The organism is Pseudomonas sp. SG20052 (assembly GCF_031766055.1).
Lineage (GTDB): Bacteria > Pseudomonadota > Gammaproteobacteria > Pseudomonadales > Pseudomonadaceae > Aquipseudomonas > Aquipseudomonas mandelii.
Genome location: NZ_CP134498.1, coordinates 2542608 through 2563639 on the forward strand (window position 1 = coordinate 2542608; position 21032 = coordinate 2563639).

Genomic DNA, 21032 nt, shown 5'->3' on the forward strand with positions numbered 1-21032 from the left:
TGCCGCAGTCTATTCTGGTTGAGAGGTGGGTTTCATGAACAACATCATCTACATCGTCGGGTTAGTGGTGGTCGTCGTGGTAATCCTGTCGTTCCTCGGCTTTGCATAGGTTTCAATGCCTGCACTCCGCCAACACCACTTGGCAAGTAGTCGGCGTGCCACCGGATCGGCCGGCATAGCGGATGCAATTATCCATGGATTTTTTACGCGCCATGCTCAAGGTGGAGCCCCAAGCCAGGCCACCCTCGCCAGCGGTGGGAAGCGCTTTTGCATAGCAGGCTGAGCCCACGCTTGAAGTTGCATAGCGAGCGGTGGACGCTTTGCCGGAACATCCCGCGATCAGCGCCAGGTTGATGGCGAGCAGGGAGGGTATGACCCATGACGAGCATTGGCGCGCTGTTCTATTGGCCATCCCGTTTCCCCTGTATCAAGAGGCGAGCCGTGTGGGGTTGTGCTTCATTGAGATTAGACGGTGTTGGACCTGACCCTCTATCGATTTCAACACTAGCGAGCTTCAGCGCAGGTCGCCTCGACATTCTGACAAAGCTCACCGACGCCCCGTCGTTGCTTGAGTTCGGCCTCACGCCAGACGCCGCTGAGCGGGCCGCCCGGCAACCCTTCATTGGCGCGCGCCAGCGGGAACAGCACCGGTACAAATCCGGCATCACGCACTAACCGGACGCCGATATCCCGGGCCTGGGCATCGTCGGCGAAAACAGGAATCGCCTTGTTTTTGCCGGAAAGGCCTTTCATTGAGGCGAAGCCAATGGCGTTGAACGCCCGCACCAGGTGCACCCCGGGCAGATACTGCTGATCCGCCAGGGCCACGCCCATGTCCAGCGCCTTGCGCCCGACATCTGCGTCACGGCCGCCGAATGGATTACTGGTGCTGAATATCACTTTGCCGTCCAGTTTGCCCTTCAACTGTTCGGACAGCGCCGGCATGGCGCCATAGGGAACACTCAACACGATCACATCGCCCCAGGCCGCGGCCTCGGTGACCGATCCGGCCCGCGCGTTGGGGCCGGCCTCCTTGACCAGGTCCGCCAGCGCCTCGGGGTGGCGTGATGAAAACATCACTGAGTGCCCGGCCTTAACCCAGAGCGTGCCAAGCGTACCGCCGACCTTGCCGGCGCCGATCACGCCGATCTTGAGGGTGTCTGCCATCGCCTGGCTGGTGTACAGAACCAGGCCGGCGAGCATCAGAGAGAAGATTCTGGACATGCACTGGGCTCCTCGGTTGGACAGCGGTCTTGGAATCACCGTAGTTGAGCTTACGTCTAAACGAAAGCTGCCGAGGGAGGCGGCGGACGAGCAGGGGTATTTGATGAGCGGCGTGAGGCGTGTTCAGCAAGGGAAGCTATTGTCTATGTGTTCGCCTCGCCAGTTGCCGTCCAACCAGCTCGTCCCTGAGGCGGCTGGCGAGGTGGACCCTCTTGGCCGATTGCTGCCTTTTGATTTCGCTTGTACTGGATGGGACAGCTGCCACGCCGACTCTCGCCAACTGCGAAGATGGTCTATTCACCCTCCAGGGTTGCGGCCACCCGCGCCACTTTCCACGACCCGCCTAGCTGGTTAGTGTAATGGCGACGTCCAGGGCAGAAATGGGCACATAAATCAGGGTGATCGTCGAATACGTTTTGCGCGATTTGGCCCTGAATGCGCAGACCGGGAGAATAATCATGACGACATCCAGCGCCCCCCAAAGCGCCATCGGCGATACCTGAAAGAAGAGGACGTTCACGATGAGGCCGAGCACGAGGTAGGTCGAAAACGATAGAAGTGCGTAGCGCCCATCCTGTTCGAAGTAAACGCGAAGCCCGCTTTGCTCGTCCTCACTTCGACTGGGCAGCAGTAACGCGGCAGAGACAAAAAGCGAGAGCGCCAGGAGCACCAGCAATAAAAACTCGGCAAACGAAAAGGTCGCTTTGATCGTCGGCAACGCGTTGACCGCCCACCAAAAATCCAGCTGGGACGTGAAAAGCATGACCGCCCAGACCAGCGCCACCCAATCAGGCGCGGCGACGCGGCGGATGCGGAACACCGTCAACGCACCCATCAGCAGGCGAGTGACGGAGAGCCCCAATATCATCGCGAGTACCGTGGCCACGATGGGGAAGTTGCTCATGACACCTCCTTGTAAATTACGCGACCCACACGCAGGATCGATTCCGCTTTCGGGTAGGTCCTACCGACTGTGCGCCGCCGCCGCCAATTGATCGGTATCCACGCGGACAAAAACGGAATCGCCAACCGCCGTGAGTACGTCCCCGGCATAGACCTCGCAGATGACACGGGTTTTGCGTCCGACATCGCCTTCCACTCTGGCACGCAGGGTCAATGGCACACCCATCGGCGTCGGTTTGATGAACTTGATGCCAAGGTTGCCGGTGACGCAATTGATCCGGGGCAGGCTGGCGACTTCGCGGTTTTCCTCACGGTAGTGATAAGCCATCGCCGTCCAGTTGGAATGACAATCCACCAGCATCGCGATCAACCCGCCGTACACCAACTCCGGCCAGCCGCAATACATGGGATCAGGTACGTGCTCGGCCATGACATGCACGCCGTCCGCATGCCAGAAGCTCTTGATGTGCAGCCCGTGCGGATTGCTGCTGCCGCAGCCGTAACAGACGCCGTCAGGCGCGGCGGTGTCTTGCAGAGAGTTGTCGAAACTGGACATGACAGGCGCTTCCTCATACGAATGAACTCAACCGTCGGATTCTAACGCTGGTATCGGGGTGCGGTCACTTTGGTCATCCGTTAGCGCGCCCTGACAACTGCGGTGCTGTTGCGCAACGTCAACTTGAACGGCAACACCACATGCCGCTGTTCGATCGGTTTCCTCTCGATCAGCGCGATCAACATCTCGACGGCTTTCTGACCGAATGTTTCGGCGGGTTGCGAGATGGTCGTCAGCGGCGGGTCGCAGTACGCCGCGAAGGGGATGTCGTCGAAGCCCACCAATGAAATGTCCTCAGGAACGCGCAGGCCTTGTTGCTTGATGCGTTTCAACGCGCCGATGGCCATTTCATCGTTTTCGCAAAACAACGCCGTGGGACGGTCGGGCAATTCCAGCATCGCGGCGGCGCCGTCATGTCCGGCCTTCAGACTGAAATCGCCATGGCAGATCAGCGCGGCATCCGACGTGATACCGGCCTGTTGCAAGGCGTCCTGATAACCGGCCACGCGATCGCGGGTCAGCGGGCTGCTTTTAGGGCCTTTGATCAGGCCGATCCGGCGGTGGCCCAGTTCGATCAAATGTTCGGTCATGGCCTTGGCAGCCGCGCGGTTGTCGAGGCTGATGGTGGGATGACGGCCGCCCTGAATCACCTCGCAGGCATTGACGATCGGCGGTAAATCGGCGCTGGGGAAGGGCGCTTCGAAAGGGTCGTAGGCGCGCAACTGGATCACGCCATCGGCCTGATGGGCGTAGACCAATTCGGCAAACTCCCGTTCCACTTCCTCGCGGCCCTGGGTGTCGCACAGCAACAGCCGATACCCGGCGAGCTGGGCGGCTTGCTGCGCGCCGCTGATCACCTTGGCGAAAAACGTGTTGGCGATGGTCGGCACCAGAATCACCAGGTTGCCGGTTCTGCGCGAGCGAAATTGCACCGCCATCTGGTTCGGTCGATAACCGGCTTTTTCCACGGCGGCGTTGACCTTGTCGCGCGTGTCGGGGAGCACGCGTTCAGGCGACTTCAGCGTCCTGGACACCGTGGCGACGGAGACGCCGGCCAGCCTGGCTACTTCGCGGATATTGGACAAGACCACCTCGTTATCGAACTGTGCAGGGGCGAGCTTAACGCAGGTAAGCCCACCCCTGAAATTTTCCTGGAGATTCATCCGGGGTTTGACACCTCGTCAAACAGGGCCTAGATTTCCGTCACGATGTAACCGGTTACATCGGCTTTCGGGTGCATTCCTGAAAAGCCGCCGGAAACCGCCTCAAACAGAGAAACGTTGCGATGAGTGTTGCCGTGAAAAAAATAAGAATGGGTTTTGTCGGTGGTGGGGAGGGCGCCTTCATCGGTCAGGCCCACCGTCAGGCCGCCGGGCTCGATGGCCGTTTTGAGTTGGTGTGTGGCGCGTTCAGTCGCGACGCCCGCAACAATCAGGACACCGGCGCCGCGCTGGGATTGTGCGCTTCGCGTTGTTACAGCGACTGGCGGCGGATGCTGGAAGCCGAGCGCGCGCTGCCGGTCGATCAGCGCATGGAGCTGCTGATCATTGTCACCCCCAATCACCTGCACGCGCCGATTGCCAGCCAGGCGCTGAGTGCGGGATTTCATGTGTTCAGTGAGAAACCGGCGGCGTTGAATCTGGCCGAGTTGCTGCCGCTCAAGGCTGTGCTTGAACGCAGCGATCGCCTCTATGGCCTGGCCCACACGTACCTGGGCTATCCGATGGTCTGGCAGGCGCGGCAGATGGTTCGCGACGGGGTGATCGGCTCCGTGCGCAAGGTGATTGTCGAGTACCCCCAAGGCTGGCTGAGCGAGGATGTGGCGGGGCAGGGCAACAAGCAGGCCGGCTGGCGCGACCTGCCTGAGCAGTCCGGGTTGGGCGGCTGCATCGGCGATATCGGCACCCATGCCTTTTCATTGGCCGAATTCGTGGCGGACCAGCCCATCCAGCACCTGTGCGCGATGTTGAATACCCACGTTGACAGCCGGCAACTGGACGACGATGCCGCGATGCTGTTCAAGATGGCTGACGGCGCGAGTGGTGTGTTGATTGCCAGCCAGGTCTGCGCGGGTGAAGAGAACCCGTTGAAAATCCGCATCTACGGCGACAAGGGCGGCCTGGAGTGGCGCCAGGAAGAGCCGTCGAGCCTGATCCATCGTTCCCTTGACCAACCAATGCGCGTGCTGCGTTCCGGTGTCGGCCAACCCTGGTTGTGCGACGCCGCGACCCGGCGCATGCGTCTGCCGGCCGGACATCCCGAAGGCTATCTGGAAGCCATGGCCAACCTCTACGGCGATTTCGCCACGGCGATTCGCAGCAACGTCGACGGCAACGTGGCCCCCGGCGTGCCGGGCATCGACGTCGGGCTGCGCGGCATGGCCTTCATCGAAACCGTAATCGCCAGTCATCGTGGCGATACGAAATGGACCGAACTGGTCTGCCCTCAATGAACCCGGAGCACTCGCCCGTGAACCCTACTTCTCAAGCAGGCCTGCGCGGCCCGGGGATCTTCCTCGCGCAGTTCATGTCCGCCGAAGCGCCCTTCGACACCCTGGCCAATATTGCCCAGTGGGCGGCGTCGCAAGGCTACAAGGCCATTCAGTTGCCGACCTTGGGCACGCAATACATCGACCTGACGCGCGCCGCTGAAAGCCAGGAATACTGCGACGAATTGAAAGCTGTCTGCGCTAAAGCAGGCGTCGAGATCAGCGAGTTGTCGACGCACCTGCAAGGCCAACTGGTGGCGGTGCATCCGGCGTTCGACGCCCTGTTCGACGACTTTGCCCCGGCGCATCTACGCGGCCAGCCGCAAGCACGCACCGAATGGGCCATCGAGCAGTTGAAGCTCGCAGCCCGGGCCAGTCAGCGCTTGGGACTGAAGGCCCACGCAACCTTTTCCGGTGCGCTGCTGTGGCCGTATGTCTACCCCTGGCCGCAACGCCCAAGCGGATTGGTCGAACAGGGTTTTGCCGAACTGGCCAAACGCTGGTTGCCGATTCTTGATTGCTTCGAGGAGGCCGGTGTCGACCTGTGCTACGAAATCCACCCCGGTGAAGACCTGCACGACGGCGCCTCGTTCGAGCGTTTTCTGGAAGCGGTGGATCACCATCCACGCGCCGCGATTTTGTATGACCCCAGCCATCTGCTGCTCCAGCAAATGGACTACCTGGGCTTCATCGATCGCTACCACGCGCGCATCCGCATGTTCCACGTCAAAGACGCCGAGTTCCGCCCCGATGCGCGTTCGGGCGTCTACGGCGGTTACCAGGGCTGGGTTGAGCGGCCAGGACGTTTCCGTTCCCTGGGCGATGGCCAGATCGACTTCAAATCGATCTTCAGCAAACTGACCCAATACGACTTCAGCGGTTGGGCCGTGCTTGAGTGGGAGTGTTGCCTGAAGGACTCCGCCCAGGGTGCCGCAGAAGGGGCGGCGTTCATCGAGCGGCACATGATCAGCAAGACGCAGAAGGCCTTCGACGATTTCGCCAGCGTGCAGTCGGACGCAGGTTTCAATCGACGATTGCTGGGGTTGCCCGAGGCCTGATCAAAAAGTTATTCGCTTCTCTCTCCAACAAGAAAAACAATAAGACGGTGACTGTTATGTCCACGATGACCGCGCGCCTGAGCGCCATGATGTTCCTGCAATTCTTTATCTGGGGCGGATGGTTCGTCACCCTCGGTACGTTCCTCGCCAGTAACCTGGGCGCCAGCGGCGGGCAGATCGGCATGGCATTCTCTACCCAGTCCTGGGGCGCGATCATCGCGCCCTTTGTGATCGGCTTGATCGCCGACCGCTTCTTCAATGCCGAACGCATCCTTGCGGTGCTGCACCTGGTGGGCGCCGTGTTGCTGTATCAGCTGTATCGAGCGCCGGACTTCAGTACGTTTTACCCTTACGTGCTGGCGTACATGATGATCTACATGCCGACCCTGGCACTGGTGAATTCAGTGGCGTTCCGGCAGATGAGCGACCCGGCCCTCGAGTTCTCCCGCATCCGCGTGTGGGGCACCATCGGCTGGATTGTGGCCGGCGTGGTCATCAGCTTTGTGTTTGCCTGGGACTCCCAGGCCCTGATTTCGTCAGGCGGGCTGCGCAACACCTTTCTGATGTCGGCGATTGCGTCTCTGGTGCTCGGCCTCTACAGCTTCACCTTGCCGCGCACCGCGCCACTGAAACCTGAGGTGGGCCGCAGCGGCCTCAAGCAAATGCTCGGGCTGGATGCGTTGAGTTTGCTGAAGGACCGCAGTTACCTGGTGTTCTTCATCGCCTCCATTCTGATCTGCATTCCGTTGGCGTTTTATTACCAGAATGCCAATCCGTTTCTGGCGGAAATCGGCGTGACCAATCCGACGGCGAAAATGGCCATCGGGCAGGTTTCCGAAGTGCTGTTCATGCTGCTTCTGCCGCTGTTCATTCACCGCTTCGGGATCAAGATTGCGCTTTTGGTGGGGATGTTGGCGTGGGCCTTGCGCTACTTGCTGTTCGCCTACGGTAACAATGGCGACCTGGCGTTCATGTTGTTTACCGGCATCGCCTTGCACGGCATCTGCTACGACTTTTTCTTCGTGTCCGGCCAGATCTACACCGACGCCAAAGCGCCGGAGCGTTTCAGAAGCTCGGCCCAAGGGCTCATTACTTTGGCGACCTATGGCCTGGGCATGCTGATCGGCTTCTGGGTCGCAGGGCAGGTGACCGACCACTATGCGCTGACGGGCAGCCATGACTGGAAGAGCATCTGGTTGTTTCCGGCGGGGTTCGCCCTGGCGATCTTTTTCTGCTTTGCGCTGGCGTTCAAGGGGCGGCAGGCCGCGGTTGTTCAATCGACCGTCTGAACAACGCCTTGCCCGCTTTCGGCCACCAACAGCAACGACTGCGGCACCGGACTTTGCGGGTGCTGCGGCTCTTGCAGGACGGCCAGCCGAAAGCCGGCCATGTCCAGCGCATTCAGCCAGCTGGACAAGGTGCGGAAGTACCACGGCATGGGCTGCCACTGGCCCTTGAACCCGGCAAAGGTTTCTTCCCGCCAGCCATCCTGATAGTCGCCTGCCGCGACAGCCCACGGGTGCAGTGTCTGGATCACCAGTGCACCACCAGGGCGGAGCAGGGCGTTCATGGCGGCGAGCAGCGGAATGATGTCCTGGTGCAACAGGGCGAAGTTGGCGCAGATCAGGTCGTAGTCGCGGCCGATGTCCACCTTGGCCTCCACCAATTCTTCATAGCTCGCCACATGCACCTGCGATGACCCCGACGCCCGCGCCGCGTCGACCAGCGTCGCATCGCCATCCACACCGACGGCCGTGATGCCCCGTTGAGCCAGCGCGCGCAGTAACCAGCCCTCGCCGCATCCGAGGTCGAGCACGCGCTCGGGTTGGCGGCCCAGCACGGCCAGCAGGATGGCCTGGTCGGTCACCGTGAGGCGGCTTTCGATGGCGCCGCTGCGGATGGCTGTGATCCAGGCATGGGCGTTGTGGTGCCAGCTGTCGAGGAGGGTGGATTCGGAGGCGGGCATGTTGGCGTCTGGCGTGGTGGGTTGGTTAGAAGGATAGGACACGTATCAAGGAAACGGGCTGGGTCACCCCAGCCCGCCAGGCAGGATCAGCTTTGGCAGAATCGAATGCGATTGCCAAAGGGGTCATGGACTTCCAACACTTGCCCCCAACCTTGCTGAACGATATCTGGCCGTCCGTATCCGTAGCGTTTGCCCTGTAATTCGTCACGCAACAGTTCGATATTGTGCATCGGGACAAATATCGTCGATCCCGGGCTCGCATCGCCATGATGTTCGGAAAGATGGAGCTGCAGACCGTTTCGGCTGATGCCCAGGTACAGCGGCAGATCTGCTTCGAAGCGGTGCTCGAATTCGACGCTGAAGCCTAGAAAATCAAGGTAGAACTCGCGCGCCTTGGTTTCGTCAAACATCCGCAGTATCGGGATGGCTCTGTCGAAGGTAATGGCGGGTTGATCAGGTTCCTGGGGAAGCATCGCAGACGCTGTGTTCCAGTCCTTGTAACCCATTTGATGCGCGACCAGCTCAAGCGCGGTTGAGTGAGACGTCGCTTGATTGCGCCCCTCAAGCGAGGCACGCAGCCTCTTGGCCATCTGCTTGGCTTGTTCGATTGAAAACATCGTTCCTCCTGTAGCCAAGGCATTCTGGTGCTCGCGTTGCCAAACCTCGGCTCTCAAGAGATACGACAGGATTTGGGGGAGAAGCAATGCTTTCACCTTTCCCTTCGGGAGCGAGCGGCGGGCAGCATCGGCCCGGGACTGATGATACACAGCGGTCAATGAGTGCGGAAGTCAGGAGCAGGTGAACGAGAGAATGGGCTATTTATTCGACATGAGGCGAGGACGCTTTCGTATTTGTCTGTCGTCAAAAAGCACAACACCGGCGCAAGGCCGGTGTTGTGTTAGCAGAGTCCAGCGCCACCCGATCGGGTGCCTTAGAAGCGGTACTTCGCCGAAGCCGTAATGCTACGCGGTGCACCGTATGTCAGGGCGCCGTAGGCATCGAAGATGTCGAAGTACTTCTCGTCGGTGACGTTGTTGGCATTCACCTGGCCCGAGAGGTTTTCGGTGAACTCGTAGCGAGCCATCAGGTTGACCAGGGCATAGGCATCCTGCTGGATTTTTTCGGAGTTGCCGGCCGGGTTGACGGCGTAGGTGTAGATCGAATCCTGCCAGTTAACCCCGCCGCCAATGGTCAGCTTGTTGAACGCCCCTGGCAGACGGTAGGTGGTAAAGGTGCGCAGCAACTTGGTCGGGTACAGCGTGTTGACGTCGTCGCCGTTGGCATCTTCGGCCGTGAACTGGGTGTAACCCACCGATGCATTCCAGTCCGTTGCGAGCTCGCCGGAAACTTCCAGCTCGAAACCCTTGCTGGTCGCGCCTTCACTCGCCTCGTAGGCGAAGCCGCCGACCGGGTTTGAAGGATCGATCAGCGCGCCAGTGTTCTGGCCCAGGTTGTCTTGTTTGATCTGGAAAACCGCTGCGGAGGCGTTCAAGCGGCCGCCGAAGTACTCACCCTTCAGGCCCAATTCAGTGCTCTCGCCAACGATCGGTTCCAATGCCTGGCCACTGCGGTCGCGTACCGATTGCGGCAGGAAAATTTCTGTGTAGCTGGCATAAGCCGAAAGGTTGTCGGTGAGGTCGTAGACAATACCTGCATAGGGTGTCAGCTCATGATCGACATCGATCTTGCTGACTTCCGAGAAGACGTCATCACTGGTCTTCTCGTACCAGCTTTCACGCGCGCCAAGGATCACTTTCAAATCGTCGGTCACGTTCAGGCGAGTTGCCGCGTACAGGCCCTTCTGGCGGGTCTCGCTGTAACCGTAGTCGGTCCTCGGGCCCCATACCGGTTCTGCGAAATTACCGTTGTAGGAATCGAAATCGGCGACACCGCCAAAGCCTGTTTGCGCGTCGAGTGAATCGGCGTCGAACTTCTGCTTGCTGTCCACATAGCCGAAGGCCAATTCGTGCTCGCGCCCCAGGAACGAGAACGGGCCATTGAAGCGGATGCCGTAGTCGTCCTGGGTGGTCTCGGTCTTGTAGGTCGCCGGGAACGAAGACATCGCGGAGCTGCCGTTTCTGCCTGGATTGCCGGACAGGTACAGCAGGGAAGAGTCGCCGGTGCGTTCGCCACGGTTGTAGCTCAGATTGACTTGCCAGTCGTTGGCAAAGGTGTGATCAAGATTGACGAAGTAAGTCTCGTAGGTCGTGTCCCACTTGCTCCATTTGGCGGAGGTCGACTTCGAGCGGCTCCAGTTCGTGCGGCCGCCGTCTGCGTACCAGACTGGCAGGCCACCCCACATCGGCGAGTCGGCGTTGCTTTCTTGCCGGCTCAAGCCGAACCAGAGCGTGGTGTCGGGCGTCAGGTCGATATCCATCGTGCCGTAGAGGGTCTGGCGCTTGTTCGAGTTCATATCGATCCACGTGTCGCCCTCGTTGGTCTCCCCGACCAGCCGCGCGCGAATGGTGCCTTCCTCGTTCAGCGCCGTGGACACATCAGCCTCGACGCCGTAGGTGTCCCAGGTGCCGGCGCTCAGCTCTACAGAACCCTTCAGGTCCTTACTGTTGGCGCGCTTGCGCACCATGTTGATGGAGGCGGATGGATCGCCGGCACCGGTCATCAGACCGTTGGCGCCGCGTACTACTTCGACGCGGTCATACATGGCCAGGCTGCTGAAAATTTCCCCCGAACTCCATGGCTGCTCGTAGATGGTGGGCACGCCATCGATCATCAGCGAGTTGAGCTCAAAACCTCGGGCGTTGAACTGCGCCCGGCTGGTCTCATAGCGGTTGACCGACACACCGGTGGCATTGTTGACCACGTCGAGGATCGTATGCAGATCCTGGTCCTGTATGCGTTGCTGGGTGATGACGCTGACCGACTGCGGCGTCTCCCGCAGCGACATGCTCAACGGCGTGGCCGTGCGTGCAGCCTCCGTCGTGTAAGAGTTGGTGTCTTCGGTGACGGCACTGCGTTCGCGAATGGCCGTCTCAGTGATCGCGATAGGGGCCAAGGTCACAGAGCTTCCAGTCTCCGTCTGCTCAGTCTGTTCCGCTGCCTGCAAGGAGGGCGCAGTGATGGCGATACCGGCTGCCAGCATGTGCACTGCGAGCGCCAGGGGGCGCAGGGTCGAAGGCATGCGCGGCGTCACGGAGGTTTGTGTACACAGGGAGATGGGGGCGGTCATGCGAACACTCATTTGATTTTGCTGTTATTGAGAATCCGTATCATACGCAATGGAAATTGATTCTGGAATAGGATTTATACTCATTTGAGATGGTTTATCAAATGGGGTGTGTCCAGCGCATTGCGTGCACGCCTGGAGCGAGGCTGCATCGGCCGTTGACACAGGCTTGATCGCAGCGCAGCCGGATCATGTCGGAGGCAGCAATCGATCCGAGGCAGAGTCACCCCGGACCGATACGCTGCCCAAAAAGCGGGGACGTGTTTGGCGCGTCAAGACAGGCGCGATTCGCCTGTCGGGCTGCTCAGGTACACAGTTTTCACACCGATGCGCGAGAACACCAGCCACACAAACAGCAGCACACTGCAACCGATGAGGAGCGAGGCGACGCCAATCAACGGCTCGACTGACGGGAAGCCCTTGAGCCGTAGCGTCAGCGCGCCGAGCATCAGCGGGACGCCAACGTTGTATATCCAGAACTGCGCTGCGGCCACGCGCCCTTCGGTGATGGACGGGTGGGCTGTGCCGATGATGCCGAACAGGGCCATCGACACCCATCCCAACAGATTGATATGGGCATGTACCGCGAAGAGCGAATGATCGCCGGAAGCGCCCATCGCCACGCCCAGCATCACGCCAATGGCAAAGTAGAGGGCAGCGAGCCGAAACCAGGTCCGCGAACGGGGGTTGTGATTCATGGCATTCACCTCATGCGCCCTGGGGCGCGTTCAGTTGCTCAAACAATTGATTTGAAGTCGTCAGGCGCTCCTGCGGGCGACTTCTTGTGGGTTGGATATCGAGTGTCTATTATGAGACTCGTGTCTCACGACAAGACAGGATCTCATTTACTCCATGCCAATTTCCAAGTCAAGCCCGTCCAGCGGAGACGGCGATCAGGGCCGCGACAACCAGAAGCGCCGCACGCGTCAGGCGCTGATCGATGCCGCCATCGCCTTGCGCGACGAGGGCCATAACCCGACGGTTGCGCAAGTGGCCGAGCGGGCGATGGTGTCGCGCGCCACGGCGTATCGCTACTTTCCCTCGACGGAGGCGTTGATCAGCGAGACGGCGGCAGACCGAGACATGACGCCGCTGGAGCAGATCTGGCGGCCGGGGGACGATCCGGTAAAGGGCATTGGTCTGGCGGCGAACGCGCTGAACAAACTGTTGATCGACGACGAGATCGGCCTGCACGTGATGGAGCGTTCGTTCATGACGGTGTGGCTCGAAAACGAATCCCGTGAGGCACTGCGACCAGGCCGACGCATGAGCTACATCGAGCCGATTGTCGACTCGCTGAAGGACGTGCTCTCACCTCGGGCGCGAGAGCGATTGAAGCAGGCGCTGTCGATCGTCATGGGCACCGAGGCGTTGATCGCCGTGCGCGATATCAGCCGCGCGAGCGTCGCAGAATCACTCGACGCCGCCGCCTGGGCGGCTCGGGCGCTGGTGCGTCAGGCACTGGCGGAGGATGAAGAGGCGCGACGAAAACGCAACGCTTCGAGCGCGCGGTCTTCGGCTCCTTGACACCGCATATCCCTAAACTGCCTGTAATCCGGGCCGATACCGATCAAGCGTAAAGACGGCGGCGTCTCGCTGGTCAATAGAAAACCGCAACCATAATTCGCCACAGCCTCCAAGGACGGTACTTTGAATCACATCAACACCTGCGCGTCTCAAACATCCACCATCGTGTCGCCCTTGGTTTGGTTGTCGGTATTGGCAAGCGTGCTCATCGCCGGCTGTTCCAGTCCGCCTCCACCGGTCACCCCGGTCTACCGCGATCTCTGCCTGGAGGCTGGCCCTGTCAACAGCGCGGTCTAAGATACGTGTGTGCAAGATCGGGAACTCGACAAAGCCTTGGCATACAAAGCACTTTTCGAAGATCTCGGGCCCTCTTTCCGGCACAGACACCCGAAGCACCGATGCTTTCATCGCTCGGGCACACGCCGCCTTGGCACCGACCGGGCCATACCCTGTCGGGTTGAGCGCAGGCAAAGAACCCGCGTGGCACGTCGACGAGCTCACGGGAGATAACCTGCATCGGGAAATCCGGAACACGCCAAAACGGTGCGTGGAGTGATGTAAACCTGGGTGCAAACCGGTGGTAACGCCCGCCCAATACGACAATGGGCAGGCCCGTGCAACGCAGCTTCAGCGTAATTCGATCAGGCGATCAGGCGATCGTTTCAAGCCTCGCTGATCTTGCTGACACTGGTGACCTGACCATTCCAGACCATCTCGTAATGCGCTGTTTGAATGATTGATAGAACCGGCTTGGGCGTCATCAGCGCCCAGCAATAACTGCCTTGCATCCGCACCGAGTGGTAACGAATCCCTGGACAGCGCGCCTCTTTGACGGACCTGCCCAAGCGCCGCGAATGCGTGTAGTCGTCAGGGTCATAAACCGGATCAGTCAGCGCAATGGCAGCAGCGTCTTTCATTGCCACATCCACGAAGGCGCAGGACAACCCCCGAAACACAAACCGCTCATAATTGAGGCTCGGCACATTTGACCAATAAAGACTCTGGTGATGCCGAACCTCGGCCAATGCCGTGTCCATGGAGTCCGCCAGGTACAACACCCCAAAACGACCATCGCTGAACCGCGAACCCGCCGGGTTGACGTGGGTAAACGGCGCCGTCGCATAAGAGCAGCCAGGGATGCCGAACGGGATCTGATCCCGCGCAATCAACTCAAGATGACCCACTTCATTTTTCAACCGGGGATTGGTCAGCGCCTGAATCTGATACAGCACCTCGAACTCGTCCGCATCCGCCACGTCATCAAACATCGCAATGGGTGGAAACTTCGAATTGACCAGTCGATAAGCCTGCAATTGCTCACCGGCCAGTTCTGCCAGTTCGCTCACCGTCACCATTGCGCGCCACGCAGCACGTCAATGCGCTTGAAGGTTTCATACAAGGAAATCATGTCGCCCTGAGCCATGATCTCCAGCGGACTGCGCCCATTGAAAAACTCGTTGTGGTTGGCCATCGACGGGAAGCCGTAGACGTTGTCCGGGTTGTCGAAGACCAGGCGCAATGCGGCGTGGATGTTGAGCACGAAGCTGATGCGCTGCATCTGGTCCGAATCGAGCGTCACGGACCATGCGGGATCGCGCTGCCGGGCGCGGGTGTAGGTGCTGCGGGAAATGCGCAGGATGCGACAGGCCTGATCGCTGGAGGCGCTCCACTTTTCGAGGATGCCGACGGCAGCACGCAGGCCTGTTACGCATTGGGCTTTGGTAAAGGCTTGCTCCTGGAGGGGGACTGCCATATTCAATAGCTCTTTCTGAATCTGTAGATTCGAAGATAGGTTTAATGAATCTATAGAGCAAGTCTGCTTCGACCAATGGACATTGAAGTCATTGTTATCGGTTAAATACTTTTGGCGACGCGAAGGGAACCAATCTCCTCAATAACGACTAAATTTTAACGAGGGATATTTCCCCCTTACTGAAGGAACGACCCAATGTTCACATCACGCTCATTGATTGCCGCTGTTACAAGTCTTGCACTGGTCTGCGGCTCGGCAACGGCATTGGCCGATCCAGGTAATGGAAAGGGCCAGGGGAACGGCAAGGGAAACCCGCAAAACGGCCAGGCCCATGGCAACCAGGGAGGCCAGGCCGGCCAAGGAAAAAACGCCGGGGGCGGCGAATGGGGTCATGGCCCGAGTATCAATCACAACAGTATTCTGGGGATTGTCGGCGGCTATCGGGACTACTGGAGCCCCGGCCCTGCGTTACCACCCGGCATCCAAAAGAACCTCGCGCGCGGGAAGCCGCTGCCACCTGGCATTGCCAAAAAGCTGGATGGCCGCCTGGTTGGCAGGCTGCCTCATTACGACGGATACGAATGGCAGCAAGCGGGGACCGATTTGATCTTGGTGGCGCTGGCCACCGGGCTGATTTATGAAGTGTTGAACGGTGCGTTTGATTAACGCTTGAATCAGCGTTCAGCCTCGCTGTGCTATTCCTCCACGCTGATACCCGATCCGCCTGCCTCGCCGGGGAGATCCTTTAACTTGGGCAATCCATCCTTGAGCCGCAGCACCGTCTCCTGATAGTGCACGTGGACAGCCGGCGAGTACGCGAGATCCGGAATGACCGCGGCATACACGTCAATCAGCCCCATCTCGGGGTGGTCCGTAAAGAGGTGCCCGCCACACGTCTTGCACCACTTGCGGTAGCTGCGCGGTGTCTTGTTGTAGGTGCCGATGTTGTCGGCACCCCGAGTCACTTGCACCGCGTCGGGTTTCCACAGCGTGAAGGCATTGACCGGTCCTGCTGACCAATGCCGACACGACTCGCAATGGCAATAGCCCATTGCGGCCGGTTCGCCGCTGACGGTGAACTCGACTGCACCGCAGAAACAACTGCCTTTGTACGACCGTTCAATGCTCATGGCATGACTCCTTTATCAATGGCCGATACAGCACGGATGCCTGTCTTCACTCGTCGATGTAGTGAACCGGTATCGCTGGCGAGCGCCGCACGTGCAGTTCGAAAATGTCAGGGCGCGCGTAATGCCCGGTGACGTCGAGCGCCCGTCGCGCCGGCGCCACGAGTGCGACGTCAATGTCGGCATACAGAATGCCGGCCTCCCGATGCAAGGGGCCGGCCACAATCCGGCCTTGAGGACTGACCACCACCGAGTCGCCATCGTTGATCCATTCGTCCGGATCGGCAAACAGTTGCATACGCGCTGGAAAGTCCTCGGGAATGTCACTGCCGCGCAGCGCGGTGCCGCTGCCGAGCACCCAACAGCGGCCTTCAAGTGCAATGTGCCGCATCGTGCTGATCCAGCCTTCGCCGGTGTCGTAGGTGGGCGCGATATAGATCTCCACCCCCTGGGCATACAGGGAATAGCGCGCCAGCGGCATGTAGTTTTCCCAGCAGATCAGCGCACCGACGCGGCCGACCGGTGTATCGACCGCACGCAACCCGGACGCATCACCGAAGCCATGCACCATGCGTTCCGGATTGGTCGGCATCAGCTTGCGATGGCGGTTGAGCACTGCGCCATCCGCACCGATAACGACTACGCTGTTATAGAGCGTGCCGCCTCCCGTAGATCGGTCGCATTCATTGATGCCGCACACAATCGTCACGGCGTGAACCCTGGCGGCTTCGCATAGTTCGCCCAGATCACCGTTGGCGATATCGACCGCGTTGGCCAGCAGCCGCGTGTGCAACTGGCCCATGACAGCCCCGTCCTTGCCCGCCGCCAGTCGCCAGATCCACGACGGGTAACCGGGAATGAACGATTCGGGCAAAACGATCAGCGAGGCGCCTGCTGCCGCCGCCTCGGCGACCGATTGCACGGCCCGGGCGATCGTCGCGCTGCGATCGAGCAGCACGGGCGGGCGCTGAATGATGGCTACCTTGGTCATGGCGTTCTCCATTGGCTTTTGGCTTTCGAAGGCTTGAGCGTGCGCGTGGCGAAGGGGCCGGGCTAGTTCAAAAAGTGAAGCGTTGCAGTTGCGGAGACCAGGCAATGGAAGAGAGCTACGGCCAGTTCTGCACAGTCGCCCGCGGTGCTGAAGCCCTGTGCGAGCGCTGGACACCGTTGGTGGTGCGCGAGCTGCTGTGCGGCAGCAAACGCTTTAACGAACTGCACCGTGGCGTCCCCCGAATGTCCACCAATCTGCTGGCACAACGGCTACGCCATCTGGAAGACATCGGCGTCGTACACCGCACGGCCACCGGCAAAGTCTGGGAGTACAGCCTGACCGCGGCGGGCGAGGAACTGCGCCCCATCATCATGGCGCTGGGGCACTGGGGAGCGCGCTGGATCGGCAGTCGCCTGCGCGATGACCAACTCGACGCCGGCCTGCTGATGTGGGATGTGCGGCGGTTCGTGCGCATTGAGACGTTTCCGTCGCGACCGGTGGTCATCCAGTTCACGTTCCGCGACGCGCGGCCCGGCGAGCAAGCGTGGTGGCTGGTGGTGGAGCAGGGCGTGGCGGATCTATGCCGCGATGACCCGGGCCGTGAGCTGACGCTGGTCGTGGACTCCAGCGTGCGCGCGTTGACCGAAGTATGGGCGGGCGACCGCACACCGCGGGAGGTGCTTGAGTCGCAAGAGCTGCGTGTGGATGGCGCGGTGAAGGACGCGGAAAACCTGTGGCGCTGGCTGGGGACGAGTGCGTTTGCGGGGACCAGGAGGGCGGCAGTCACTCGTTAGCTTGGCGAAATAACCATCAGTGAGCGAGCGGCGCTGGCCGATCTGAGCATGATCTGACTGGCCTCAGTTCCTTATGTTGAAGAGTCAGATCAAATCGTGTCGTCAGTCCTCACTGTAGAAACTTTACCCAGCCAGCAACGGCAAGTAACACGAAACAAGTCCAGCCTGAGAGAAGCCAGCGCCAGACGAGCATCCGCGGGACAAAACCCACACCTTTCACAAAGGCCACGCTCATGGCTGCGAATAATGCTGTAGCCAGCGCGTGGTCAGGCTTCCCGTCAGGAGCGGCCATCATGGGAGGATAGAGCGTACAAGCGAGCATGATTGCTAAAGCGATCACCAAACTCGGCAAATGAAGGTGTGAGGTTGGTTGAGGGTTAGCGACGCGCGGCATCATGACAGCGTCTCGTCGTTGTCGCTCAAGGCTCGGCCAACTTCGTTCTCGCCCCACATCGCGTTCAATATAGCCAGTAGCAATGCAAAACCGACCCCCAGCATCCAGGCGAAATACCACATGTTCATTACTCCTTTGCCGGCACTAATAGGCAGAATGTTCGTTGGCTTTGATCTGTGCAACGGTGACCTTGCCCCGCATGACGCGATAAGCCCACGAGGTATAAAGCACAATCAGTGGCATGAAGATCAACGCGGCCCAGAACATGATGGCCAGGCTTAAGTGACTGGCGACGCTGTCCCACACGGTAAGACTTGCCGCAGGCATCGTTGATGACGGCATGACGAACGGAAACATCGATACGCCGGCCGTGCAGATAACACCGATGACTGAAAGCGATGACGCAATAAACGCTGAAAGTGTACGGCGCGCCATCAACAGCACGGCGGCACCTGCTGCGCCGATCAATCCCAGTGCGGGCAGCAGCCACAGCAAAGGATAATGGCCATAGTTGGCCATCCAGGCTCCCGCTTCGCGCACCACGGACTTGCTGAGAATGTCAGGCAGTCCTGCCGTATCAACTACCGATGTAATGCGATAGCCATCAATCCATTGCAGCCAGATGCCGGCAACGATAAATGAACTCACGAGCACGATCGCTGCACCCACCCCGCCTTTGATTGCCCTCGCCTGGATAACCCCTTCAGTGCGATGTGCCAGATAAGCACCACCTTGCAGGGTGATCATTGCGCTGCTTACAACGCCGGTGAGTAACGCGAAGGGGTTGAGCAGTTGCCAGAAGCTGCCGGTGTAGGTCGAAACCAGCAGGTCGTTAAAGTGGAACGGCACACCTTGCAGCAGGTTGCCAAACGCAATCCCGAACACCAGAGGCGGCACTGCTCCACCCACAAAGAGTCCCCAATCCCAAGTACTGCGCCAGGTGGAGTTGTGGATCTTGCTGCGATAGTCAAAACCCACCGGGCGGAAGAACAGCGCCCAGAGGACCAGAATCATCGCCCAGTAGAATCCGCTGAATGCGGTGGCATACACCACAGGCCACGCCGCAAACAATGCGCCACCCGCAGTAATGAACCAGACCTGATTACCATCCCAATGCGGACCGACGGTATTGATAACGACGCGCCGCTCCATGTCATTGCGGCCGACAAAGGGCAGCAGCGTGCCGACCCCCATGTCGTGGCCATCCATGATGGCGAAGCCGATCAGCAATACACCGACCAGCACCCACCAGATAATTTTCAGGGTGAAGTAATCAAGCATGGTGGAGTTCCTTCAAATGGGCATCGTGTACATAACGGCCAGTTCCGAGGCTGCCAGGACCTTGACGGGCAAACTTGACCATCAGGAACATTTCAATCACCAGCAGCACGGTGTAGAAAACGATGAATCCCGCCAGCGAGCCATAGAGGTTGTTGACGCTAAGCGTGGATACGCTCATGTGGGTCGGCAGCACGCCGTAAATGGTCCAGGGCTGGCGGCCGTATTCAGCGACGAACCAGCCCAGCTCGCAGGCAATCCATGGCGCAGGCAGCATGCAGAGCGCCCAACGCAGTAACCAGCGGCGTCGTGTGCAGGTCGACTTCAAGGTGCTCCAAAAGGCAAGTCCGAAGAGCACAAGCATGGCAAAACCTAGCGCGACCATGATCCGGAACCCCCAGAACATAGGTGTCACGCGCGGCACGGTATCGTTTACGGCCTTTTCGATAATGGCCGGCGTGGCCTGGTTGACGTCCTCGACATACTTCTTGAGCAACAGGCCAAAGCCCAGATCGGTTTTGTATTCATCGAATGTCTTCAGAGCTGCCGAATCGGTGCGATTGGCTCTGACGGCTTCAAGGGCATTGACGGCGGTAATACCTCGGAGAATTCGAGCGCGGTTCTTTTCTTTGATCTCATGAATGCCTGGAATCTGCTTGCTGACTGATCGTGTGCCAATCAGGCCCATCAGCCACGGCACTTCAACTTCCCAGTTATTTTTGGACTCGGCTTCATTAATACTGGCCACCAATGTCAGGCCAGCCGGAGCAGGCTTCGTTTCCCACATGGCCTCCATGGCTGCCATCTTGGTTTGCTGCGCCTCACCCACCGTGTAACCCGACTCGTCACCCAACACGATCACGCTCAGCACTGATGCGAGACCAAAGGCCGCCGCCACCCGGAAACTGCGTTTGGCAAACTCGACATCACGATTCTTGAGCAAGTACCAACTGGAAATCGACAGCACAAACATCGAACCGGTGACGTAGCCGGCTGAGACGGTGTGCACAAACTTGGCCTGTGCTACCGGATTGAAAACCACTGCCCAAAAATCAACCATCTCCATGCGCATGGTGATGTAACTGAATTCTGAACCTACCGGGTTCTGCATCCAGCCATTGGCGATCAGAATCCACAAGGCTGAAAGGTTTGTACCAATCGCCATCAGCAGAGTGACCAGCAAGTGGTGCTCTTTCTTCAGACGATCCCAACCAAAAAAGAACAGGCCGATCATGGTCGATTCAAGAAAGAACGCCATCATGCCCTCGATCGCCAGTGGGGCTCCGAAGATGTCGCCGACGTAATGCGAGTAATACGCCCAGTTGGTACCGAACTGGAATTCCAGGGTGATGCCCGTAGTCACCCCCAGGGCGAAGTTGATGCCGAACAACTTGCCCCAGAAGCGCGTCATGTCTTTCCAGATAACATTACCGGTCATCACATAGACACTTTCCATGATGACCAGCAGCCAGACCATGCCAACCGTGAGCGGTACAAAAAGAAAGTGATAAAGCGCAGTGGCTGCAAACTGCAGCCGAGACAAATCCACCAGGTGTTCTGAAATCACTTGCTTGCCCCTTGAGTCGAGGTGGGTACACCGAAACGGTTTCCGATGGTGTTCGAGTCGACACTGACGTGCGAATCCCGGATGAACAGCCACCACAGCACTGTCAGCACCAGTAGCTTGATCACTACTGCTGTGAGCAGATGGCGTCGCAGTCGTTTGTCGGAAATGGTCATGACTATGCAGTTAGCACACGGCATGCCAAGGGGGAGAGGTAAGTTTTTA

24 protein-coding genes are annotated in these 21032 nt (G+C 59.4%); 6 read left to right on the forward strand and 18 right to left on the reverse strand.

What is annotated here, in order from left to right; all coding sequences use genetic code 11:
- Positions 1 to 112 precede the first annotated feature (112 nt).
- The 5 genes from RHP74_RS11550 to RHP74_RS11570 form a co-directional block, all read right to left on the reverse strand.
- Positions 113 to 412, reverse strand: a complete 300-nt coding sequence (locus RHP74_RS11550) for a hypothetical protein (protein ID WP_077750366.1) — start codon at positions 410 to 412, stop codon at positions 113 to 115.
- A gap of 92 nt (positions 413 to 504) precedes the next feature.
- Positions 505 to 1224 (reverse strand): NAD(P)-binding domain-containing protein, encoded by a 720-nt coding sequence (locus RHP74_RS11555; RefSeq protein WP_311099482.1) that lies wholly within the window; start codon positions 1222 to 1224, stop codon positions 505 to 507.
- Between the two features lie 343 nt (positions 1225 to 1567).
- A complete protein-coding gene (locus tag RHP74_RS11560; RefSeq protein ID WP_311099484.1) occupies positions 1568 to 2128 on the reverse strand; it encodes a hypothetical protein in 561 nt (186 codons plus the stop codon).
- Between the two features lie 60 nt (positions 2129 to 2188).
- A complete protein-coding gene (locus RHP74_RS11565) occupies positions 2189 to 2683 on the reverse strand; it encodes a PaaI family thioesterase (RefSeq protein WP_311099485.1) in 495 nt (164 codons plus the stop codon).
- Positions 2684 to 2763: 80 nt separating this feature from the next.
- Positions 2764 to 3768: a LacI family DNA-binding transcriptional regulator gene (locus RHP74_RS11570; RefSeq protein WP_083377072.1), complete on the reverse strand. Its 1005-nt coding sequence runs from the start codon at positions 3766 to 3768 to the stop codon at positions 2764 to 2766.
- 227 nt (positions 3769 to 3995) lie between these two features.
- Between RHP74_RS11570 and RHP74_RS11575 the strand changes: the two genes are divergently transcribed.
- From RHP74_RS11575 to RHP74_RS11585, 3 genes are read left to right on the forward strand one after another with little or no spacing between them, the layout of a single operon-like run.
- Positions 3996 to 5135: a Gfo/Idh/MocA family oxidoreductase gene (locus RHP74_RS11575; protein ID WP_311100464.1), complete on the forward strand. Its 1140-nt coding sequence runs from the start codon at positions 3996 to 3998 to the stop codon at positions 5133 to 5135.
- Complete coding sequence (locus tag RHP74_RS11580) at positions 5132 to 6229, forward strand: sugar phosphate isomerase/epimerase (protein WP_172792525.1); 1098 nt, start codon at positions 5132 to 5134, stop codon at positions 6227 to 6229. Before RHP74_RS11575 ends, RHP74_RS11580 begins: the two co-directional genes overlap by 4 nt.
- Positions 6230 to 6285: 56 nt before the next feature.
- On the forward strand, positions 6286 to 7518 hold the full coding sequence (locus RHP74_RS11585; RefSeq protein WP_077750373.1) for a nucleoside permease: 1233 nt from the start codon (positions 6286 to 6288) through the stop codon (positions 7516 to 7518).
- On the opposite strand, the gene RHP74_RS11590 is transcribed toward RHP74_RS11585, so the two are convergent.
- The 4 genes from RHP74_RS11590 to RHP74_RS11605 all read right to left on the reverse strand — a co-directional run bounded on the left by RHP74_RS11590 (position 7503) and on the right by RHP74_RS11605 (position 12077).
- Positions 7503 to 8195 carry a bifunctional 2-polyprenyl-6-hydroxyphenol methylase/3-demethylubiquinol 3-O-methyltransferase UbiG gene (locus RHP74_RS11590; RefSeq protein WP_083377069.1) on the reverse strand — a complete coding sequence of 231 codons (693 nt, stop codon included), beginning with the start codon at positions 8193 to 8195 and terminating at the stop codon, positions 7503 to 7505. The two genes, RHP74_RS11585 and RHP74_RS11590, sit on opposite strands and share 16 nt — an antisense overlap.
- Before the next feature lie 86 nt (positions 8196 to 8281).
- Positions 8282 to 8812 carry a glyoxalase superfamily protein gene (locus RHP74_RS11595; RefSeq protein WP_311099486.1) on the reverse strand — a complete coding sequence of 177 codons (531 nt, stop codon included), beginning with the start codon at positions 8810 to 8812 and terminating at the stop codon, positions 8282 to 8284.
- A 314-nt stretch (positions 8813 to 9126) separates the two neighbouring features.
- The gene (locus tag RHP74_RS11600; protein ID WP_311099487.1) at positions 9127 to 11382 is read right to left on the reverse strand and encodes a TonB-dependent siderophore receptor; all 2256 of its coding nucleotides are present in this window, start codon (positions 11380 to 11382) and stop codon (positions 9127 to 9129) included.
- Between the two features lie 269 nt (positions 11383 to 11651).
- On the reverse strand, positions 11652 to 12077 hold the full coding sequence (locus tag RHP74_RS11605; protein ID WP_311099489.1) for a hypothetical protein: 426 nt from the start codon (positions 12075 to 12077) through the stop codon (positions 11652 to 11654).
- A 154-nt stretch (positions 12078 to 12231) separates the two neighbouring features.
- Here RHP74_RS11605 and RHP74_RS11610 point away from each other — a divergent pair, with 154 nt between their 5' ends.
- On the forward strand, positions 12232 to 12906 hold the full coding sequence (locus RHP74_RS11610; RefSeq protein WP_311099491.1) for a TetR/AcrR family transcriptional regulator: 675 nt from the start codon (positions 12232 to 12234) through the stop codon (positions 12904 to 12906).
- A 662-nt stretch (positions 12907 to 13568) separates the two neighbouring features.
- On the opposite strand, the gene RHP74_RS11615 is transcribed toward RHP74_RS11610, so the two are convergent.
- On the reverse strand, positions 13569 to 14261 hold the full coding sequence (locus tag RHP74_RS11615; protein ID WP_010459214.1) for an RES family NAD+ phosphorylase: 693 nt from the start codon (positions 14259 to 14261) through the stop codon (positions 13569 to 13571).
- Positions 14255 to 14659, reverse strand: a complete 405-nt coding sequence (locus RHP74_RS11620; RefSeq protein ID WP_077750379.1) for an antitoxin Xre-like helix-turn-helix domain-containing protein — start codon at positions 14657 to 14659, stop codon at positions 14255 to 14257. Before RHP74_RS11620 ends, RHP74_RS11615 begins: the two co-directional genes overlap by 7 nt.
- Before the next feature lie 195 nt (positions 14660 to 14854).
- Here RHP74_RS11620 and RHP74_RS11625 point away from each other — a divergent pair, with 195 nt between their 5' ends.
- Positions 14855 to 15325 carry an anti-virulence regulator CigR family protein gene (locus RHP74_RS11625; RefSeq protein WP_145309503.1) on the forward strand — a complete coding sequence of 157 codons (471 nt, stop codon included), beginning with the start codon at positions 14855 to 14857 and terminating at the stop codon, positions 15323 to 15325.
- Positions 15326 to 15354: 29 nt separating this feature from the next.
- Here RHP74_RS11625 and RHP74_RS11630 read toward each other — a convergent pair whose 3' ends face one another.
- Complete coding sequence (locus RHP74_RS11630; RefSeq protein WP_311099495.1) at positions 15355 to 15789, reverse strand: GFA family protein; 435 nt, start codon at positions 15787 to 15789, stop codon at positions 15355 to 15357.
- 46 nt (positions 15790 to 15835) lie between these two features.
- Positions 15836 to 16777 carry a carbon-nitrogen hydrolase family protein gene (locus RHP74_RS11635; protein WP_077750451.1) on the reverse strand — a complete coding sequence of 314 codons (942 nt, stop codon included), beginning with the start codon at positions 16775 to 16777 and terminating at the stop codon, positions 15836 to 15838.
- 104 nt (positions 16778 to 16881) lie between these two features.
- On the opposite strand from RHP74_RS11635, the gene RHP74_RS11640 reads away from it, so the two are divergent.
- Positions 16882 to 17571, forward strand: a complete 690-nt coding sequence (locus RHP74_RS11640) for a helix-turn-helix domain-containing protein (RefSeq protein ID WP_010459223.1) — start codon at positions 16882 to 16884, stop codon at positions 17569 to 17571.
- Positions 17572 to 17680: 109 nt separating this feature from the next.
- Here the strand turns inward: RHP74_RS11640 and RHP74_RS11645 are convergent, their stop codons facing one another.
- Genes RHP74_RS11645 through cydP form a run of 5 tightly spaced genes read right to left on the reverse strand, consistent with a single transcriptional unit; the run spans position 17681 to position 21007 of the window.
- Positions 17681 to 17968: a cyd operon YbgE family protein gene (locus tag RHP74_RS11645; RefSeq protein WP_010459225.1), complete on the reverse strand. Its 288-nt coding sequence runs from the start codon at positions 17966 to 17968 to the stop codon at positions 17681 to 17683.
- On the reverse strand, positions 17965 to 18087 hold the full coding sequence (gene cydX / locus RHP74_RS11650) for a cytochrome bd-I oxidase subunit CydX (RefSeq protein WP_010459227.1): 123 nt from the start codon (positions 18085 to 18087) through the stop codon (positions 17965 to 17967). Before cydX ends, RHP74_RS11645 begins: the two co-directional genes overlap by 4 nt.
- A 22-nt stretch (positions 18088 to 18109) precedes the next feature.
- On the reverse strand, positions 18110 to 19246 hold the full coding sequence (gene cydB / locus RHP74_RS11655) for a cytochrome d ubiquinol oxidase subunit II (RefSeq protein WP_311099499.1): 1137 nt from the start codon (positions 19244 to 19246) through the stop codon (positions 18110 to 18112).
- Positions 19239 to 20810, reverse strand: coding sequence for a cytochrome ubiquinol oxidase subunit I (locus RHP74_RS11660; RefSeq protein ID WP_311099501.1), 1572 nt, complete (start codon positions 20808 to 20810; stop codon positions 19239 to 19241). The genes cydB and RHP74_RS11660 overlap by 8 nt, the downstream gene beginning before the upstream one ends.
- On the reverse strand, positions 20807 to 21007 hold the full coding sequence (gene cydP, locus RHP74_RS31390; protein WP_331460111.1) for a cytochrome oxidase putative small subunit CydP: 201 nt from the start codon (positions 21005 to 21007) through the stop codon (positions 20807 to 20809). The genes RHP74_RS11660 and cydP overlap by 4 nt, the downstream gene beginning before the upstream one ends.
- Positions 21008 to 21032: the final 25 nt, after the last annotated feature.

Excerpts from the sequence above, each read along its gene's own strand:
- RHP74_RS11550 (WP_077750366.1), bottom strand. The coding sequence starts at position 412 with ATGGCCAATAGAACAGCGCGCCAATGCTCGTCATGGGTCATACCCTCC.
- RHP74_RS11555 (WP_311099482.1), bottom strand. The coding sequence starts at position 1,224 with ATGTCCAGAATCTTCTCTCTGATGCTCGCCGGCCTGGTTCTGTACACC.
- RHP74_RS11560 (WP_311099484.1), bottom strand. The coding sequence starts at position 2,128 with ATGAGCAACTTCCCCATCGTGGCCACGGTACTCGCGATGATATTGGGG.
- RHP74_RS11565 (WP_311099485.1), bottom strand. The coding sequence starts at position 2,683 with ATGTCCAGTTTCGACAACTCTCTGCAAGACACCGCCGCGCCTGACGGC.
- RHP74_RS11575 (WP_311100464.1), top strand. The coding sequence starts at position 3,996 with ATGGGTTTTGTCGGTGGTGGGGAGGGCGCCTTCATCGGTCAGGCCCAC.
- RHP74_RS11580 (WP_172792525.1), top strand. The coding sequence starts at position 5,132 with ATGAACCCGGAGCACTCGCCCGTGAACCCTACTTCTCAAGCAGGCCTG.
- RHP74_RS11585 (WP_077750373.1), top strand. The coding sequence starts at position 6,286 with ATGTCCACGATGACCGCGCGCCTGAGCGCCATGATGTTCCTGCAATTC.
- RHP74_RS11590 (WP_083377069.1), bottom strand. The coding sequence starts at position 8,195 with ATGCCCGCCTCCGAATCCACCCTCCTCGACAGCTGGCACCACAACGCC.
- RHP74_RS11595 (WP_311099486.1), bottom strand. The coding sequence starts at position 8,812 with ATGTTTTCAATCGAACAAGCCAAGCAGATGGCCAAGAGGCTGCGTGCC.
- RHP74_RS11600 (WP_311099487.1), bottom strand. The coding sequence starts at position 11,382 with ATGACCGCCCCCATCTCCCTGTGTACACAAACCTCCGTGACGCCGCGC.
- RHP74_RS11605 (WP_311099489.1), bottom strand. The coding sequence starts at position 12,077 with ATGAATCACAACCCCCGTTCGCGGACCTGGTTTCGGCTCGCTGCCCTC.
- RHP74_RS11610 (WP_311099491.1), top strand. The coding sequence starts at position 12,232 with ATGCCAATTTCCAAGTCAAGCCCGTCCAGCGGAGACGGCGATCAGGGC.
- RHP74_RS11615 (WP_010459214.1), bottom strand. The coding sequence starts at position 14,261 with ATGGTGACGGTGAGCGAACTGGCAGAACTGGCCGGTGAGCAATTGCAG.
- RHP74_RS11620 (WP_077750379.1), bottom strand. The coding sequence starts at position 14,659 with ATGGCAGTCCCCCTCCAGGAGCAAGCCTTTACCAAAGCCCAATGCGTA.
- RHP74_RS11625 (WP_145309503.1), top strand. The coding sequence starts at position 14,855 with ATGTTCACATCACGCTCATTGATTGCCGCTGTTACAAGTCTTGCACTG.
- RHP74_RS11630 (WP_311099495.1), bottom strand. The coding sequence starts at position 15,789 with ATGAGCATTGAACGGTCGTACAAAGGCAGTTGTTTCTGCGGTGCAGTC.
- RHP74_RS11635 (WP_077750451.1), bottom strand. The coding sequence starts at position 16,777 with ATGACCAAGGTAGCCATCATTCAGCGCCCGCCCGTGCTGCTCGATCGC.
- RHP74_RS11640 (WP_010459223.1), top strand. The coding sequence starts at position 16,882 with ATGGAAGAGAGCTACGGCCAGTTCTGCACAGTCGCCCGCGGTGCTGAA.
- RHP74_RS11645 (WP_010459225.1), bottom strand. The coding sequence starts at position 17,968 with ATGATGCCGCGCGTCGCTAACCCTCAACCAACCTCACACCTTCATTTG.
- cydX (WP_010459227.1), bottom strand. The coding sequence starts at position 18,087 with ATGTGGTATTTCGCCTGGATGCTGGGGGTCGGTTTTGCATTGCTACTG.
- cydB (WP_311099499.1), bottom strand. The coding sequence starts at position 19,246 with ATGCTTGATTACTTCACCCTGAAAATTATCTGGTGGGTGCTGGTCGGT.
- cydP (WP_331460111.1), bottom strand. The coding sequence starts at position 21,007 with ATGCCGTGTGCTAACTGCATAGTCATGACCATTTCCGACAAACGACTG.